Origin of the sequence: Brevundimonas sp., from assembly GCF_035999125.1 — a bacterium.
GTDB lineage: Bacteria > Pseudomonadota > Alphaproteobacteria > Caulobacterales > Caulobacteraceae > Brevundimonas.
Genome location: NZ_DASYGX010000011.1, coordinates 172,586 through 186,642, shown reverse-complemented (window position 1 = coordinate 186,642; position 14,057 = coordinate 172,586). Strand labels below are relative to the sequence as shown.

Here is a 14,057-nt window from a genome sequence, read left to right as displayed (position 1 = left end):
GAGGGCCGCGAGGTCCGAGGTCGAACGATGGAGCCGGCACCGGGCTCTGCGGGCGCATGCGCCCGTCGAGCCCCCCGCTCGAACCGCTCCCGCCGCGACAAGCTCGCAAGGCCTTGCGCCCTCCCCCGCGACGGAACCCCCGGATGCTGCAGCAGCCCCCAACCGACGTCGGAAAGTCGACGCTGAAAAAACGCACCGCATTGAAAGGGAAAGGAAAGACGGGAGAAGTCGTCACGACTTCGCGCATCAAGCCGACGCATCGTCCTTCTCCCCTTGCGGGAGAAGGCGGCAGGCGAAGCCTGACGGATGAGGGGTCTCTCAGGCCTGAGAGGTCATCCGCCTCCTGATCGGCGCCGTCGGTGCGACCCCTCATCCGACCTCGCTCCGCGAGGCCACCTTCTCGCGCAAGGGGAGAAGGAAGACTACTCCACGGGTCGGCGCGATGCGCCTCGCCTCCACCTGCAAGGGGAGAAGGAAACGAACTTGATCACACCCGTTCGCTGAGCCGAATCGCGGTGCGGCAGCCGGCCTTGATGACTTCGGACAGCAGACGGTGGGCCGGGGCGTCGCGGCTGCCGTGGGCGACGGCGTGGTCGTGGTGGGCCAGTTCGTCGTCGCGGAATTGCGTCAGCTCGGCCGCCAGATCGGGGTCGCGCTCCGACAGTTCGGCGATCTGGGCGCCGTAGTGTTTCTCGATCACGCTCTCGACCGCCTCGGTGCAGGCGTGGGCGGCCTTCTCGCCCAAGAGGGCGGTGCCGGCGCCCAGCGCGCCCGCGGCCAGCCGCCACAGCGGCAGAAGCGCGGTGGGCGCGACGTTCTTCTCGGTCAGCAGGGCCTCGAACCGCGACAGGTGGACCTGTTCGTGCGCTTCCATCTCCGTCAGGTCGGCGGCGACGGCGGCCTTGCCGGCGCGGGCCTCGAACACGGCGCGCTGGGCGCGATAGATGTGGACGGCGGCGTATTCCCCGGCGTGGTCGACGCGCAGGATCTCGGCCAGGCGACGATGCGGCTCGCCCGGGCCGGGCCGGGGAAGCGGAATGGAGGGATCAGCCTCTGGGGGCACGGGCGTCCTTGGGGCGTTTGGCGGCCAGCAGGCTGAAGATCGCCAGCGCCGCCGAAATGAAGGTGTTCCACCCTGCCATCGAAAGCCCGGCGAAGCGCCACGTCACGGCGTCGCACAGCACCGGCCGCGAAGGCTCGCCCGTGCCCATGGCCAGCGCCGCCAGCGCCTCCAGATCGATGTCGCCGCCCCCGCCGGAGCAGGTGGCCGGCAGCTCCCACCACTTCATCTCGCCGCCCGCGTGATAGGCGGCGGTGACGGCGCCCGTGGTGAAGACGGCGAACAGCAGGAAGGAGGCCACCCGCGGCGTGCCGCGGCTGGCGCGGCTGATCACCGCCCACAGCGTGGCGAGAAGGGCGATGGCGACGGCGCCCCAGTAGACCTCCCGCTGCTTGAGACAGAGGTTGCAGGGGGCCAGGCCGCCGAACCGCTCGAAGGCGTGGGCGGCGCCCAAGAGGGCCAGCGAGGCCGCCAGCGCGAAGGCGGTCCACCAGCGGGTCAGGAGGCGATAGAGGCCGATCATCTGAGGGTTCTAGCGCCGCCTTCGGGCCGCGTCGATGCGATCAGGCGCCGATGCCGACGCGCGCCGCCAGGCCCACGGCCCAGCCCGCGCCCAGCCAGAAGCCGGCGGCCACGGTCAGCAGGGCCACGACCCATCCCGTCGCCACCGTCGCCCCGCCCAGCACGAACAGGCCGTCGCGCTGGATCAGGCCGACCGACAGCAGGGTCAGGGCCACGGACGGCACGGTGTTGGTCATCGGCAGGACGATGGTCACGGTGGCCAGGATCATGAAGGCGGCGGCCGCCCGCTCGGCCCAGCCTTCGGCGAACAGGCGCAGGCGCGGGCGGGACAGGCGCTCGGTCCAGCCCATGCTCTTCGTGGCGAAGTCGGCCATGCGGTCCAGCCAGGGCTTGGACACCGACCGCTTCAGGATGGCCTCGGGCAGCCAGGGCTCATGTCTTCCCACCAGCATCTGGCCGGCCAGAAGCAGGATGGGGATGCCGACGATCTGGGGCACGCCGTAAAGCGCCGGCACCAGACAGGGCACGGCCAGGATCAGGATCATCAGACCGAAGGCGCGCTCGTCCAGCCGGTCGCGGATTTCGCGCAGCGTCATGCCGTCGGGCCCGGCGTTCTCCGACAGGCTGCGGATCAGGGCGATGAAGCCCTGGCCGGCGTCGTCCTGGTGGCGGTCGGGGTCGGTCATGGGCGCTCCGTTTCGGCGCCCGCGGTTAGCCGATGCCGCGGCGCAAGGCCAGCCGTCGATCACATGGCCGTGGCGCGGCTTGGCTTGGGGCGTCCCTGACACTAGGTTCCGCCGCGAAACCGGCCCGCAGAGCCGAACCTTCAGGAGACGCGACCATGGACGATGCCGTGCACCCCACCGCCGAGACCATCGATCGGGAGAACCCGCTGGGCGTCGACGGCTTCGAGTTCGTCGAGTTCACCGGCCCGGAGCCCGAGGCCATGGCGGCGCGGCTGGAGCTGATGGGCTTCACCCGCACGCATGTGAACCCGGCCAACGGCGTGGTCCGGCTGAAGCAGGGGGACATCACCCTGCTGGTCAACATGACGCCCAAGGGTCAGGCCAAGGCCTTCGCCGACGACCACGGCCCGTCCGCCAACGGCATGGCCTTCCGGGTCGCCGACGCCAAGGCCGCGTTCGAGGGCGCCGTCGCGCGGGGCGCCCGCCCGGCCGAGGGCCATGACGGCGGCGCCCTGGGCGGAGGCTATCCCCATGTGCTGCAGGGGATCGGCGGCTCGCTGCTGTACATCGTCGACCAGTACGGCGAGGGCGGCTCGCTGTACGACGGCTGGGACGAGGTCGAGGGCTGGGAGGAGGCCGAGCGCAAGAACGCCGTCGGCCTGCATACCCTGGATCACCTGACGCACAACGTGCGCCGCGGCCAGATGCGCAACTGGTCGGGCTTCTACGGCCAGGTCTTCGGCTTCGAAGAGCAGAAGTATTTCGACATCAAGGGCAAGGCGACGGGCCTGTTCAGCCAGGCCATGATCGCGCCGGACCGCGCCATCCGCATCCCGCTGAACGAGAGCCAGGACGAGAACAGCCAGATCGAGGAATTCCTGCGCCGCTACAACGGCGAGGGCATCCAGCACATCGCCCTGGCCACCGACGACATCTTCGAGACCGTCGAGGAGATGAAGCGGCGCGGCATCCCGTTCCAGGACACGATCGAGACCTATTTCGAGCTGATCGACAAGCGCCTGCCCGGCCACGGCGAAGACGTGGCGCGGATGCGCAAGAACCGCATCCTGATCGACGGGTCCGACCAGGACGGCCTGCTGCTGCAGATCTTCACCCAGGACACCTTCGGCCCGATCTTCTTCGAGATCATCCAGCGCAAGGGCAACCAGGCGTTCGGCGAGGGCAATTTCCAGGCCCTGTTCGACTCCATCGAGCTGGACCAGATCCGGCGCGGCGTGATCAAGGTGGATGCCTAAGCCGCCGGCCTGGCTGCCGTTTCTGGGGCCGATCCTGGCGGGCGTGACGGCGGGGTTGGCCGCGCCGCACGTGCCGAACCTGTGGCTGCTGGTCGCCCTGGCGACGGCGGTGGGCCTGACGCCCGTCGTGGGCTATCAGATATGGAAACGCCTGCACCACCGGGGGTGACGGGCCTTGGGGACGCCCTCATGAAGTCGTTCGTCGCCGCCATCGCGCTCGCATTGTTCGCCCTGCCCGCCGCCGCGCAGGAGCGCGTCCAGTGGTCCCTCGCCATCCACGGCGGAGCCGGGGTGATCGAGCGGGGGCAGCTGACGCCGGAGCAGGACGCGGCCTATCGCGCGTCGTTGGCCCATGCGCTGGAGGTCGGCTCTCAGGTTCTGGCCGGCGGCGGCAGCTCGCTGGACGCCGTGGAAGCCGTGATCCAGGTGATGGAGGACGATCCCCTGTTCAACGCGGGGCGCGGCGCGGTCTTCACCGCCGACGGCCGGATCGAGCACGACGCGGCGATCATGGACGGGACCACGCTGGACGCGGGCGCTGTCGCCGGCCTGACCCGCACGCGCCATCCGATCAGCGCGGCGCGGGCGGTGATGGAAAAGTCGCCGCACGTCTTCCTGATCGGCGCGGGGGCCGAGACCTTCGCCCGCGATCAGGGGCTGGAGGAGGTGGACCCCGGCTATTTCTTCACCGAGCGCCGCTGGCAGGGGCTGGTGCGCCAGCTGGAGCGTGAGGGCCGGCCCGTGCCGCCGCGCCCGGAAGGCGCGCCGCCGCCGCCCGAGGCTTCCGCCGCAGTGGTCGCCCCGCCCCTTGATGAGCGCAAGTTCGGCACCGTCGGCGTGGTGGCGCTGGACCGGGAGGGGCGGCTGGCGGCCGGCACCTCCACCGGCGGCATGTCCGGCAAGCGCTGGGGCCGGGTCGGCGACGTGCCGGTGATCGGGGCGGGCACCTATGCCTCCAACGCCGAGGGCTGCGCCGTGTCGGCGACGGGCTCGGGCGAGTATTTCATCCGCGCGACGGCGGCGCGGGACATCTGCGCGCGGAAGGCGGCGTTCGACGCCTATCCCGAGGTCCGCGCCGCGGAGTTGGCGCGCCGTACCGAGATCTGCGAACGCGACGCTCCACCGGACGCCATCTGCATGGTCCATCTGCAGTTGCCCGCGCACATGGCGGCGCAGGCGGAGATCGCCGAGGTGGGCGCCCTGGGCGGCGAGGGCGGCGTCATCGTCATGACGCAGACCGGGCAGCCTCATTTCGCCATGAACACGTCCGGCATGTACCGCGGGGCCGTGTCGGCGGGCGCCCCGGCCTGGGTCGCCATCTATGCGGACGACCGCCAGGACGCGGACGACGGCCAATGACCGCCGTCGACCTGGCCGAGAAATTCGCCGCCTTCGACGATCACTGGCGGCCGCGCGTGGCCGCCCGGCTGAACGGGCAGGACGTGCGTCTGGTGAAGGTGCAGGGCGTCTTTCCCTGGCACAGCCACGCCGACGCCGACGAGATGTTCCTGGTCTGGAAGGGCCGGTTCCGCGTCGAGTACCGCGACCGGATCGTCGATCTGGGGCCGGGCCAGTTCACTGTGGTGCGGCGCGGCGTCGAACACCGCACGGCGGCGGACGAGGAGGCCGAGGTGGTGATCTTCGAGCCGTCGGAGGTGATCAACACCGGCGACGCGCCGACGTCGGCCTTCACGGCGCCGCAGGGGGTGGAGGTGTGACGTCGCCCGAAGACGAACTGTCCGTGATGGCCATGGAGGAACTGGACGCGGCCCTGGACCTGTCTTTCGCCGAGATGAAGCGGATCACCCCGTGGGGCGACGTGTTCCCCGGTTTCGCGCCGTCGGGCCGCGAGGTCGAGGTGGAGCGGCGCTATCTGTGGGCGCACGAGCCGGCGGGCGGCATACAGATCGAGGTCGAGGTGCGTGATCCGACGCTGAAGGTGGGCGCCGAAGCCAAGGCGGTGCTGGCGCCGGAAGGCTGACTTCCCGCCTCCCGGAACGGGAATCGCCTTGATCGGCGAGCGGCCTCGGGCAACATGCGCCCCAGCCGGAGGGGACGGGCATGACGGACTTCACGCCGGATTTCGGGGGCGCGCCCAGCGGCTACGAAGACGTGGCCGGACCGCTGTTCCTGGGGCTGGACCCTCTGATGGCGGCGCTGCTGGCCGGGCTGATCGCATTGGCCGGCGTCATCGGCTTTCTGATGGGCCGGGGCGGCGGAGGTTCGGACGGCGACGAGGAGGCCGTCGCCAAGGCGATTCACAAGCGCGTGCTGAAGTCCGCCAAGGAGGCCCTGTCCGCCGAGAGCGACCGCCTGGTCGAGAAGGCGCGGGCGCTGAAGGATCTCGTCGAGGACCAGCTGGGCCAGGTGAAGAGCCTGGGCGGGGGGCTGTCGGGCCCGATGACGGCGATCACCAACGCCCTGGAGGGCAAGCGTCCGGCCGCCAAGCCGGCGGCGGCCGCCGCCGCGACCGCGTCGCCCGCCGCCTCGACGACGCAGAACCAGACGATCAACGTGACGGTCAACGCCGTGCCGCCGCCCGCGCCGCCGCCGCCGCCCTCAGGCGACCTGACGGGCAAGGAGCAGATCGACGAACTGGCCAAGGCCGTGCGCGCCTTCCACGACTGGTGGTCGCGCAAGGACGATCGGGTGAAGGAATTGGTCGGCGCGCGCCGCCAGCTCAGCCGGATGCCGAAGGATGCGGCGCACGAGGACGACCACGGTCACGGCCATGACGACGCGCACAAGCACGGGCATGGCGACGGAGACGGTGACGCAGAGACCCACGGCGACGAGCCGGCGGCTCCACGCCGCCCGATCTGGGAGCGAAAGAAGTAGACCTCGACGGCGCGAAGGACGGTTCCACCCGCGCGGATCCCGCTCTAAGACTCAGGGATGAAACTCGCTTCGCTCAAGCACGGCCGCGACGGCCGCCTCGTGGTCGTCTCCCGGGATCTGGCCTGGTACACCGACGCCTTCCTGATCGCGCCCACGCTTCAAGCCGCGCTGGACGGCTGGGACCGATGCGAGCCGGAACTGCGCAATCTGGCGGAGATGCTGGAGCACGGCTCGGTCCCCCGCGGGCGGTTCCACGAGCGGGAGGCCGCGGCGCCCCTGCCCCGCGCCTATCAGTGGGCGGACGGTTCGGCCTACGTCAATCACGTCGAACTGGTGCGCAAGGCCCGTGGCGCCGAGATGCCGGCCAGTTTCTGGACCGATCCGCTGATGTACCAGGGCGGGTCCGACGGCTTTCTGGGCCCGCGCGATCCGATCCCGCTGAAAGACGAGGCCTGGGGCTGCGATCTGGAGGCCGAGGTGGCGGTGGTGACCGGCGACGTGCCGCTGGGCGCCGACCGCGACGCCGCGCTGGCGTCGATCCGTCTGGTCGGCCTGGTGAACGACGTGTCGCTGCGCAACCTGATCCCGGCCGAACTGGCCAAGGGGTTCGGCTTCGTCCAGTCCAAGCCGGCCAGCGCCCTGTCGCCCGTCTTCGTGACGCCCGACGACCTGGGCGACCGCTGGAAGGACGGCAAGCTGCACGGCACGCTGACGGTCGAGCTGAACGGCAAGCCGTTCGGCCAGGCGGACGCCGGCGTCGACATGACGTTCGATTTCGGCACGCTGATCGCCCATCTGGCCAAGACCCGGTCGCTGGGCGCGGGGTCGATCATCGGCTCGGGCACGGTGTCGAACCGCGACGCCGACGGCGGACCCGGCAAGCCGGTGGCCGAGGGCGGCCTGGGCTATTCCTGCATCGCCGAGGTGCGCACGGTCGAAACCCTTCTGCACGGCAAGGCGGAGACGCCCTTCCTGCGGGCGGGCGACACAGTGCGCATCGAAATGCTGGACGAGAAGCACCACTCGATCTTCGGGGCCATCGAACAGACGGTGGCGACGGCGTGAAGCGCGGCGCGCTCGATCCTGCCGGTTGACCCGTCACGCCCCTGTCGTGTGACTCGGCGATCAGGAACTCCACCCCAAGTCGTCAGTGTCCCGAGTTCCCGTCATGCCGCGTTTCCGCGCCCTCGTCTGTCTGCCCCTGCTGATCGCCCAGCCGGCGTCGGCCCAGGAAGCCGTCGCCGACTGGGATCTGATCCGGGACGACCGGCAGAAGATGGTCATGGCCTACACGGTGTTCGACGTCGGTCTGGGCATCACGTTCCGGTGCCTGGACGGCGGGTTCGACGCGGTGATCGGTGGCCTGCCGGAGGCCGGAAATCGTGACCAGAGGCCGCTCAGCCTGGCCTTCGGCGACGACCCGATCCCGCACGCCCATCTGTGGAACGTCGCCGTGGATGAAACCATGGCGGTCAGCCCCCTGCCCGCGCCGCTGGCGCGCAAGATGCGCGAGGGCGGCCGTCTCCAGCTTCGGGTGCCCGACGGGGCCGGAGAGGGGCGCACGCTGCGATATGATCTGGAACTGCCCGCTTCGTCGTCGGCCATCGACGCCACGCTGACGGCCTGCGGCCGGCCGCTGGTCGATCCGCGCGACGCCGAACTGGAGGGACTGGACGAGCAGGGGCTGCCCGGCGGCATTCTGTGGGTTCGGCGTCCGCAGCCGGAGTGGCCCTCGGCGCGTCGGCAGTACGCCAAGGGCTTCGCCAACGTGACCTGCCTGACGTCCCCCGACGGAGTTTTGCGCGACTGCGTGATCGAGACGGAGCATCCCCGCGACGGGGGGTTCGGCGACGAAGTGCTGAGCTCAGTGCGCCGCGCCCGGGTCGGACCGGCGGAGGGGGAGGGACCGCTGCCCATCCGACGCATGTATTTCCAGGTCAGCTTCGTGATGGACGGCTACAGCAACGCCGAAGACCGCGAGCGTCGGCGTCGCAGCCGGGAGGCCGAGCGGCGCGAGCGCGAGGCGGCGCGCCAGGGGGATTGACGGGCGCCTGGAGCGGGCGCCCGTCAGACATTCGGAGCGGGACGTTCAGCCGCGACGCGCGGCCCTTGGGACCAGCAGGAGGACGTAGGCCAGCGCCGCGACCAGAAGGCCGGTCGAGATGGCGAACCCCGTCCAGCCGAACACGGCCAGGTAGGTCGAGGTGGCGAGATGGAAGCCGAAATAGCCCAGATGCAGGCCCGCACGCGCGGCGATGGCGGCCCGGCCCCACGAAGCCCAGGCCATGACCGCGACGCCCGTGACGACGGCGAGCAGGCAGTAGACGACGCCGACCGCATGCTCCCAGGGCGCCAGAGCGGCGTAATAGTCCAGCGCGCCGGGCGGCAGCCCTTCCGGGATCGGCGTCTCCGCGGTCCCGCCGAGCACCAGCGCGGCCGCGACGTTGGCGCCTTCCAGCAACCCCTGGATGACGAGGATCGGCCCCACGACCCAGCGGTGCCAGGGGCGTTTGGCGGGCTTGACGTTCGTATGGCTCATGACGAGCTCCCTCCTGTGGTCAGGCGGGAGATGCGCGCATGCGACCTGGCCCGCCGATGCGGGCCAATGTCAAATATGCTTTCCACATAGTCAAGTTACCTTGACTTAATGATTCCGATCGCCATCGGTGAAGCCGGGTTCAGTTCGGCTGCATCACCTGCGCCGAGAACCGCTCCATCTCCTCTTCCTGAGGCGACATCTGGAGCAGAAGCAGGTCCAGGCCCGCCGCCTCGAACGCCTCGATCCGTTCCCGGACGGTCTCGGGCGTGCCGACGAAGCCGGGGCGCAGGCCGCGGTTCGACACGCTGTATTCGCGGATCTTCAGCTCCCGCTCCAGTTCGGTGCCCGACAGCCACTGGTCGAAGTTGGCGAATCCGGCGGGCGGCGTCCCTTCGGCCAAACCCGGGATGGTCGTGATCCGCTCCAGTTCGCGTTCGGCCTCCGCCTGGCTGTCCCGCACGATGGCATAGCCGGCCATGCCGTACTGCATCGGCGGCAGGCCGAAGCTTTCGCGCCGCGCCCGCATGTCGGCGACCTTCTCGGCGATGAACTCAGGCTCGTCGCCGTGCATGACGTAGGCGTCGCAGAACCGGGCGATCAGGGTCTTCGCCGCCTCGCTCTCGCCCCCCGCGTAGATCACCGGACGCGGCCGATCCGGGCTCGAGGTCGGCTTGGGCTGCACGATGGCGTCCTTGAGCGTGTAGTAGCGGCCCTTGAAATCGACCCGCTTCTCCGTCCACAGACGGTTCAGCACCTCCAGCCATTCGCCAGTCCGGGCATAGCGGTCGTCGTGCTGGTCGAACTGCAGGCCATAGCTCTCGGCCTCCTTGGCCCACCAGGACGAAACGACGTTCAGGGCCAGCCGCCCGTTCGAAATCCGGTCGATGTTGGCCGCCTGCTTGGCGAACAGGGCCGGCTGGTGAAAGTTCGGCCTGACCGCCACCATCAACTCGATCGTCTCGGTGATCGCCGCCAGCGCCGCCGCCGAGGACCAGGCGTCCAGCGCCGGCGCCTCTATGCCCTTGATGTCGTTCAGGTTCAGTTCGGCGATCAGGGTCAGGTCATAGCCCAGGGCCTCCGACCGCTTCACAAGGCGAGACAGGTTCTCCCAGCTCGCCTCGCGCTCGTCGTCGACGTTTCTCAACCAGCCGCCGAAGACCGGGGCCCAGTAACCGTATCTCATGCCGCCAGGTCTCCGCCGCGCTTGGCCATCTCGTCCGCGATGATCGTCTTCAGCCACTCCACCAGATCGTCGTGCGGGTCGAAGCCCAGCACCTGGACCGGATTGGCCACGAAGTTCGACAGACCGTTGATGTCGTAAAACAGGACGTCCCCGTTACGCGCGTCGATCAGATATTCGACGCCGCCGACCTCGATCCCACCCTCGACCGCGATCCGCTCCACAGCCGCGATGATTTCGGCCGACGGCTCGGCCTTCGTCATGGTGAGGGTCGGCGCGCCGGGCCGCACCAGACAGGCGTCGGCGGGACACAGGTCGAAGGCGTCGCCCGGGCTCTCGATGTCGATGGCGTAGAGATACTTGCCGTTCAGCGTCTCGACGCGGGTCACCTTGCCGCCGCGGCGCGGCGCGTACTCCTGGATCAGCGAGATGCCGTTGACCCCCACCGGGCACCATTTCTCGCCCGCCGCCTCGGCCAGCTTTTCGGGTGTCTCATAGCGGGTGATGCCCGCGCCAGCCCCGCCGATGTCGGCCTTGACCAGGACGGGGAACCGCAGGCCCTCGGCCGCCGTCGGGATGTCCGCCTGCCGGTGCGCCACGCGCGTGGCCGGCCCTTTCAGCCCCAGTCGCGCGATCAGGCTCATCTGTCGCGCCTTGGAGGTGTCGATGTTCAGCGCGGACGCATTGATCACCCGCGTCCCCAGTCCTTGCCAATGCTCGAACAGGCTCTGGGCGTAGAAGATCGGATGTTCCGGTTCGCGCAGGAAGCTCGACATGGCCACCCGGCTGAACACCACCGTCGCCGGAGCGGGCGAGTCGCCCGGGTCGAACGTGCTGCCCGCCAGCGGAACCTTCACATAGCTGACCCCATGCCGCTCCAACGCCCGGAACAAGGGCTCGAACCACTCGGGATGCTCATAGACGACGGCGAGGTCGGGCAGGTCGGTCATGGATCGCCAGATGCGTTACATCATGATGAAACGCAAGGGGCTGAGATCGTCGTTCATCGGGCGCGGCCACTGGACGCGGGTCCGGCGGCATGGCATCGGCACGCCTGCGCCCCGGTGGTGGAATTGGTAGACGCGCCGGACTCAAAATCCGGTTCCGAGAGGAGTGTCGGTTCGAGCCCGACCCGGGGCACCATCTCTTTATCTGCGCCCTACCGCTCGCGACACGGCGCTCGCTGCTTGAGGGCGGGTTCGCGCCCTGCCGCTCGCGACGCGGTCGCTCGCCGCTTGAGGGGACTCAGGCCTGGAAGCCGGCGCCGGCGAAGGCTTCGTACAGGGCGGCGGTCACGGCGCGCAGGCGGGGCGAGGCGAGGCGGCGGCTGGGGTGGACCAGGCGGATCGGCATCCGCCCGCTGCGCCATTCCGGCAGGATGCGGACCAGGTCGCCGGCGTCCAGATGCGGCCGGGCGATGAAGGCGGGCACGCTGGCCACTCCGGCTCCGGCCAAGGCCGCGTCGAGGCAGAGTTTGAGCGACGACGCCGTCAGTCGGCCTCCCACCTCCACCGTCGCCGTCTGCGCTTCATGCGCCAGCGTCCAGACCTTGCGGGGGCCCGCCTCACCGAGGAGCACGCAGGGCGTCGTCGCCAAGTCCGCGGGCGCGCGCACCGGGCCGTGAGCGGCGACGAAATCCGGTGTGGCGACAAGGATCACATCCGCCTCGGTCAGTTTGCGGGCGATGACGCCGGGGCTGACGTCGTGCCCGACGCGAATGGCGGCGTCGAAGCCCTCCTCCACCAGATCGACCTGGCGGTCGGCCATGACGATCTCCAGCCTGAGGCCGGGATGACGGGCCAGCATCTCCGCGGCGATTCGTCCCAGTATGGTCTGGCCCATCAGGATCGGCGCAGAGAGTCGGAGAGGTCCCTCCACGGTTTCAGATCGTTCGGACAAGGTGCGCCTCAGCTCGTCGAGGTCGCCCAGAATCCGGCCCGCCCGCTCATGAAGAAGCCGGCCCTCCGGCGTGAGGCGCACGGCTCGCGCGCCCCGATCCAGAAGGCGAACGCCGAGCTGCGCCTCCAGCGCCAACACACGACGCGAGACCGTCTGCTTGGGTCGCCCCAGCCGGCGCGATGCGGCCGAGACGCCGCCCTCGTCGGCGACCGCCAAGAAGTCGGTGAGGGCCTCGACGTCCATGTTCGTCCCACTTTTCGAGACGAACTATCCCACGACGGCCATCTGGTCCAGCTTGACGGGTCGGTCATCTGTTCCCTCGGCACGGGAGCGAGACATGGCCTTCAGATCGATCGACCGCATCGTCGCCGTCACGCCGGAGCGTCACGGCCCCCGGCTGACCACCCGCGACCTGGTGGGCCAGGAGGTGGGCGCCGGCATGGACCCCTTCCTGGTCGTGTCCCTCTACGACATGACGGGGCCGACGTTTCCTCCGCATCCGCACGCAGGCTTCTCCGTCGCCACCTACATCCTGCCCGAAAGCCCGGTCGGCTTCGTCAACCAGGACACCCTGGGCCACCTGAACCGGATCGCGCCGGGCGCCCTGCACGTGACGGTGGCGGGATCCGGCGTGCTGCATGAGGAGCAGCCGGAGTCGTCGGGCGCGGCGGCGCGCGGCTATCAGATCTGGATGGATCACGCCGCCGCCGACCGCGAGATCGCGCCCTTCGCCCTGCATCTGAAGGCGGCCGAGGTGCCGGTGGCGGCGAGCGACGGCGTCGTCGCGCGCGTCGTGCTCGGCGTGGCCGGGGATAAGGCGTCACCGCTGAAGACGCCCACGCCGGTGCGGCTGATCGACCTGACGCTGGCGCCCGGCGCGCGGCATGTGCAGAAGCTGACGGCCGACGAGAACGCCTTCCTCGTGGTGCTTGAAGGCTCGGTGCGCGTCGGGGATCGGGACGCCTCGGCCGACCACGCCGCGATCCTGGCCCGCGCCGGCGAGGCGGCGGAGATCGTCGCCGGGCCGCAGGGCGCGCGGCTGACCCTGTTCGCAGGGCGTCCGCTGGGCGGGCCGCGGGTCCACGCCGGTCCGTTCGTGGCGTCGGACGCGGCGCAGGCCCGGCGGTTCCGCGACGCGTTTCAGGCCGGGCGGTTCGGCCGCCTGACCCCCTTCGCCGACCAGACGCGCGACGGCGGCGCCCTGCAGACCCGGGAGGTGGCATGACCGCGTTCAGATCCGGAAAGGTCCCCGTCAACGGGGTCACCCTGCACTACGTCGAGGCCGGCGAGGGTCCGCCGATCCTGCTGGTCCACGGCTGGCTGGGGACGTCTTATCACTGGCGTCGCGTCATGCCGCTGCTGGCGGCGCGGCGCCGCGTGGTGGCGCTGGACATGCGCGGCTATGGCGACAGCGACAAGCCGTACGCCGGCTATGACGGGCTGACCCTGGCGGAGGACCTGCGGCAGGCGTCGGCCGCGCTGGGGCTGGACCGTCCGGTGGTCGTCGGCCACGACATGGGGGCCCTGCCGGCGCTTCTGTTCGCGGCCGGATCGCCGGACGCGGTGCGCGGACTGGTCTACGTCGATGAACCCCTGCCGGGCTACAACCTGGACCGGTTCACCGCCTTCACGCGCGAGAACCCCTTCGTCTACTGGTGGTTCGCCTTCAACGCCCAGCCGCGCGTTCCCGCCCTGATGTGGCAGGGCAAGGAGGTGGAACTGGTGGACTGGTTCCTGACCTCGATGGTGGCCGACCCGTCGTCGATCACGGCCGAGGACAAGGCGGAATACGTGCGCGGCCTTCGAAAGCCCGGCGGGCTGGACGCCTCGTTCGGCTGGTACCGCGAGGCCCTGACCACCGCCGACCAGATCCGCGCCGCGACCTCCGAAAAGCTGCGCGTGCCCGTGCTGGCCATCAACGGTCAGTACGGCCACCCCGGCGTCGAGGAGCAGATGCGCCTGGTGGCCGAAACGGTCACCGGCGTGACGCTGGAGACCTGCGGCCACCTGTGCGCCGAGGAACGGCCCGACGCCTTCGCCGAGGCCGTGCTGGCGTTCACCCAAACCCTGTGAGGAC

17 protein-coding genes and 1 tRNA gene are annotated in these 14,057 nt (G+C 70.1%); 11 read left to right on the top strand and 7 right to left on the bottom strand.

The genetic code is table 11. From position 1 onward, the window contains the following. Nucleotides 1-487: 487 nt before the first annotated feature. From VGN45_RS10710 to VGN45_RS10700, 3 genes are read right to left on the bottom strand one after another with little or no spacing between them, the layout of a single operon-like run. Nucleotides 488-1,063, bottom strand: a complete 576-nt coding sequence (locus tag VGN45_RS10710) for a demethoxyubiquinone hydroxylase family protein (protein ID WP_327462218.1) — start codon at nt 1,061-1,063, stop codon at nt 488-490. Further along, nucleotides 1,047-1,583 (bottom strand): disulfide bond formation protein B, encoded by a 537-nt coding sequence (locus VGN45_RS10705; protein ID WP_327462216.1) that lies wholly within the window; start codon nt 1,581-1,583, stop codon nt 1,047-1,049. The genes VGN45_RS10710 and VGN45_RS10705 overlap by 17 nt, the downstream gene beginning before the upstream one ends. A gap of 40 nt (nt 1,584-1,623) precedes the next feature. Continuing rightward, nucleotides 1,624-2,268 carry an exopolysaccharide biosynthesis protein gene (locus tag VGN45_RS10700; protein WP_327462213.1) on the bottom strand — a complete coding sequence of 215 codons (645 nt, stop codon included), beginning with the start codon at nt 2,266-2,268 and terminating at the stop codon, nt 1,624-1,626. A gap of 155 nt (nt 2,269-2,423) precedes the next feature. Between VGN45_RS10700 and hppD the strand changes: the two genes are divergently transcribed. From hppD to VGN45_RS10660, 8 genes are all read left to right on the top strand, one after another. After that, the gene (hppD, locus tag VGN45_RS10695; protein WP_327462211.1) at nt 2,424-3,524 is read left to right on the top strand and encodes a 4-hydroxyphenylpyruvate dioxygenase; all 1,101 of its coding nucleotides are present in this window, start codon (nt 2,424-2,426) and stop codon (nt 3,522-3,524) included. Further along, on the top strand, nt 3,517-3,693 hold the full coding sequence (locus tag VGN45_RS10690; protein WP_327462209.1) for a hypothetical protein: 177 nt from the start codon (nt 3,517-3,519) through the stop codon (nt 3,691-3,693). Before hppD ends, VGN45_RS10690 begins: the two co-directional genes overlap by 8 nt. A 20-nt stretch (nt 3,694-3,713) precedes the next feature. Further along, nucleotides 3,714-4,883, top strand: a complete 1,170-nt coding sequence (locus VGN45_RS10685; protein ID WP_327462208.1) for an isoaspartyl peptidase/L-asparaginase — start codon at nt 3,714-3,716, stop codon at nt 4,881-4,883. After that, nucleotides 4,880-5,242 (top strand): cupin domain-containing protein, encoded by a 363-nt coding sequence (locus VGN45_RS10680; RefSeq protein WP_327462207.1) that lies wholly within the window; start codon nt 4,880-4,882, stop codon nt 5,240-5,242. The genes VGN45_RS10685 and VGN45_RS10680 overlap by 4 nt, the downstream gene beginning before the upstream one ends. Continuing rightward, the gene (locus VGN45_RS10675; RefSeq protein ID WP_327462205.1) at nt 5,239-5,505 is read left to right on the top strand and encodes a hypothetical protein; all 267 of its coding nucleotides are present in this window, start codon (nt 5,239-5,241) and stop codon (nt 5,503-5,505) included. Before VGN45_RS10680 ends, VGN45_RS10675 begins: the two co-directional genes overlap by 4 nt. 80 nt (nt 5,506-5,585) lie before the next feature. Next, nucleotides 5,586-6,362, top strand: coding sequence for a hypothetical protein (locus tag VGN45_RS10670; RefSeq protein WP_327462203.1), 777 nt, complete (start codon nt 5,586-5,588; stop codon nt 6,360-6,362). A 57-nt stretch (nt 6,363-6,419) separates the two neighbouring features. After that, the gene (locus tag VGN45_RS10665) at nt 6,420-7,427 is read left to right on the top strand and encodes a fumarylacetoacetate hydrolase family protein (RefSeq protein ID WP_327462201.1); all 1,008 of its coding nucleotides are present in this window, start codon (nt 6,420-6,422) and stop codon (nt 7,425-7,427) included. Nucleotides 7,428-7,530: 103 nt separating this feature from the next. Then, nucleotides 7,531-8,406 (top strand): hypothetical protein, encoded by an 876-nt coding sequence (locus VGN45_RS10660; RefSeq protein ID WP_327462199.1) that lies wholly within the window; start codon nt 7,531-7,533, stop codon nt 8,404-8,406. A gap of 45 nt (nt 8,407-8,451) precedes the next feature. On the opposite strand, the gene VGN45_RS10655 is transcribed toward VGN45_RS10660, so the two are convergent. From VGN45_RS10655 to VGN45_RS10645, 3 genes are all read right to left on the bottom strand, one after another. Continuing rightward, entirely contained in the window at nt 8,452-8,901 is a 450-nt protein-coding gene (locus VGN45_RS10655) for a hypothetical protein (protein ID WP_327462197.1), read from the bottom strand. 139 nt (nt 8,902-9,040) lie between these two features. Further along, complete coding sequence (locus VGN45_RS10650; RefSeq protein WP_327462195.1) at nt 9,041-10,084, bottom strand: LLM class flavin-dependent oxidoreductase; 1,044 nt, start codon at nt 10,082-10,084, stop codon at nt 9,041-9,043. Beyond that, nucleotides 10,081-11,031 (bottom strand): alpha-L-glutamate ligase, encoded by a 951-nt coding sequence (locus tag VGN45_RS10645; protein WP_327462193.1) that lies wholly within the window; start codon nt 11,029-11,031, stop codon nt 10,081-10,083. Before VGN45_RS10645 ends, VGN45_RS10650 begins: the two co-directional genes overlap by 4 nt. A gap of 108 nt (nt 11,032-11,139) precedes the next feature. Here VGN45_RS10645 and VGN45_RS10640 point away from each other — a divergent pair. After that, a tRNA-Leu gene (locus VGN45_RS10640) sits at nt 11,140-11,224 on the top strand. A gap of 102 nt (nt 11,225-11,326) precedes the next feature. Here VGN45_RS10640 and VGN45_RS10635 read toward each other — a convergent pair. After that, entirely contained in the window at nt 11,327-12,223 is an 897-nt protein-coding gene (locus tag VGN45_RS10635) for a LysR family transcriptional regulator (protein ID WP_327462191.1), read from the bottom strand. Nucleotides 12,224-12,317: 94 nt separating this feature from the next. Here VGN45_RS10635 and VGN45_RS10630 point away from each other — a divergent pair, with 94 nt between their 5' ends. Together VGN45_RS10630 and VGN45_RS10625 are read left to right on the top strand one after the other, a co-directional pair. Further along, nucleotides 12,318-13,205, top strand: coding sequence for a pirin family protein (locus tag VGN45_RS10630; protein WP_327462189.1), 888 nt, complete (start codon nt 12,318-12,320; stop codon nt 13,203-13,205). Beyond that, the gene (locus VGN45_RS10625; RefSeq protein ID WP_327462187.1) at nt 13,202-14,053 is read left to right on the top strand and encodes an alpha/beta hydrolase; all 852 of its coding nucleotides are present in this window, start codon (nt 13,202-13,204) and stop codon (nt 14,051-14,053) included. Before VGN45_RS10630 ends, VGN45_RS10625 begins: the two co-directional genes overlap by 4 nt. Nucleotides 14,054-14,057: the final 4 nt, after the last annotated feature.

Excerpts from the sequence above, each read along its gene's own strand:
- VGN45_RS10650 (WP_327462195.1), bottom strand. The coding sequence starts at position 10,084 with ATGAGATACGGTTACTGGGCCCCGGTCTTCGGCGGCTGGTTGAGAAAC.
- VGN45_RS10660 (WP_327462199.1), top strand. The coding sequence starts at position 7,531 with ATGCCGCGTTTCCGCGCCCTCGTCTGTCTGCCCCTGCTGATCGCCCAG.
- VGN45_RS10635 (WP_327462191.1), bottom strand. The coding sequence starts at position 12,223 with ATGGACGTCGAGGCCCTCACCGACTTCTTGGCGGTCGCCGACGAGGGC.
- VGN45_RS10705 (WP_327462216.1), bottom strand. The coding sequence starts at position 1,583 with ATGATCGGCCTCTATCGCCTCCTGACCCGCTGGTGGACCGCCTTCGCG.
- VGN45_RS10625 (WP_327462187.1), top strand. The coding sequence starts at position 13,202 with ATGACCGCGTTCAGATCCGGAAAGGTCCCCGTCAACGGGGTCACCCTG.
- VGN45_RS10690 (WP_327462209.1), top strand. The coding sequence starts at position 3,517 with ATGCCTAAGCCGCCGGCCTGGCTGCCGTTTCTGGGGCCGATCCTGGCG.
- VGN45_RS10665 (WP_327462201.1), top strand. The coding sequence starts at position 6,420 with ATGAAACTCGCTTCGCTCAAGCACGGCCGCGACGGCCGCCTCGTGGTC.
- hppD (WP_327462211.1), top strand. The coding sequence starts at position 2,424 with ATGGACGATGCCGTGCACCCCACCGCCGAGACCATCGATCGGGAGAAC.
- VGN45_RS10645 (WP_327462193.1), bottom strand. The coding sequence starts at position 11,031 with ATGACCGACCTGCCCGACCTCGCCGTCGTCTATGAGCATCCCGAGTGG.
- VGN45_RS10655 (WP_327462197.1), bottom strand. The coding sequence starts at position 8,901 with ATGAGCCATACGAACGTCAAGCCCGCCAAACGCCCCTGGCACCGCTGG.
- VGN45_RS10680 (WP_327462207.1), top strand. The coding sequence starts at position 4,880 with ATGACCGCCGTCGACCTGGCCGAGAAATTCGCCGCCTTCGACGATCAC.
- VGN45_RS10670 (WP_327462203.1), top strand. The coding sequence starts at position 5,586 with ATGACGGACTTCACGCCGGATTTCGGGGGCGCGCCCAGCGGCTACGAA.
- VGN45_RS10630 (WP_327462189.1), top strand. The coding sequence starts at position 12,318 with ATGGCCTTCAGATCGATCGACCGCATCGTCGCCGTCACGCCGGAGCGT.
- VGN45_RS10700 (WP_327462213.1), bottom strand. The coding sequence starts at position 2,268 with ATGACCGACCCCGACCGCCACCAGGACGACGCCGGCCAGGGCTTCATC.
- VGN45_RS10685 (WP_327462208.1), top strand. The coding sequence starts at position 3,714 with ATGAAGTCGTTCGTCGCCGCCATCGCGCTCGCATTGTTCGCCCTGCCC.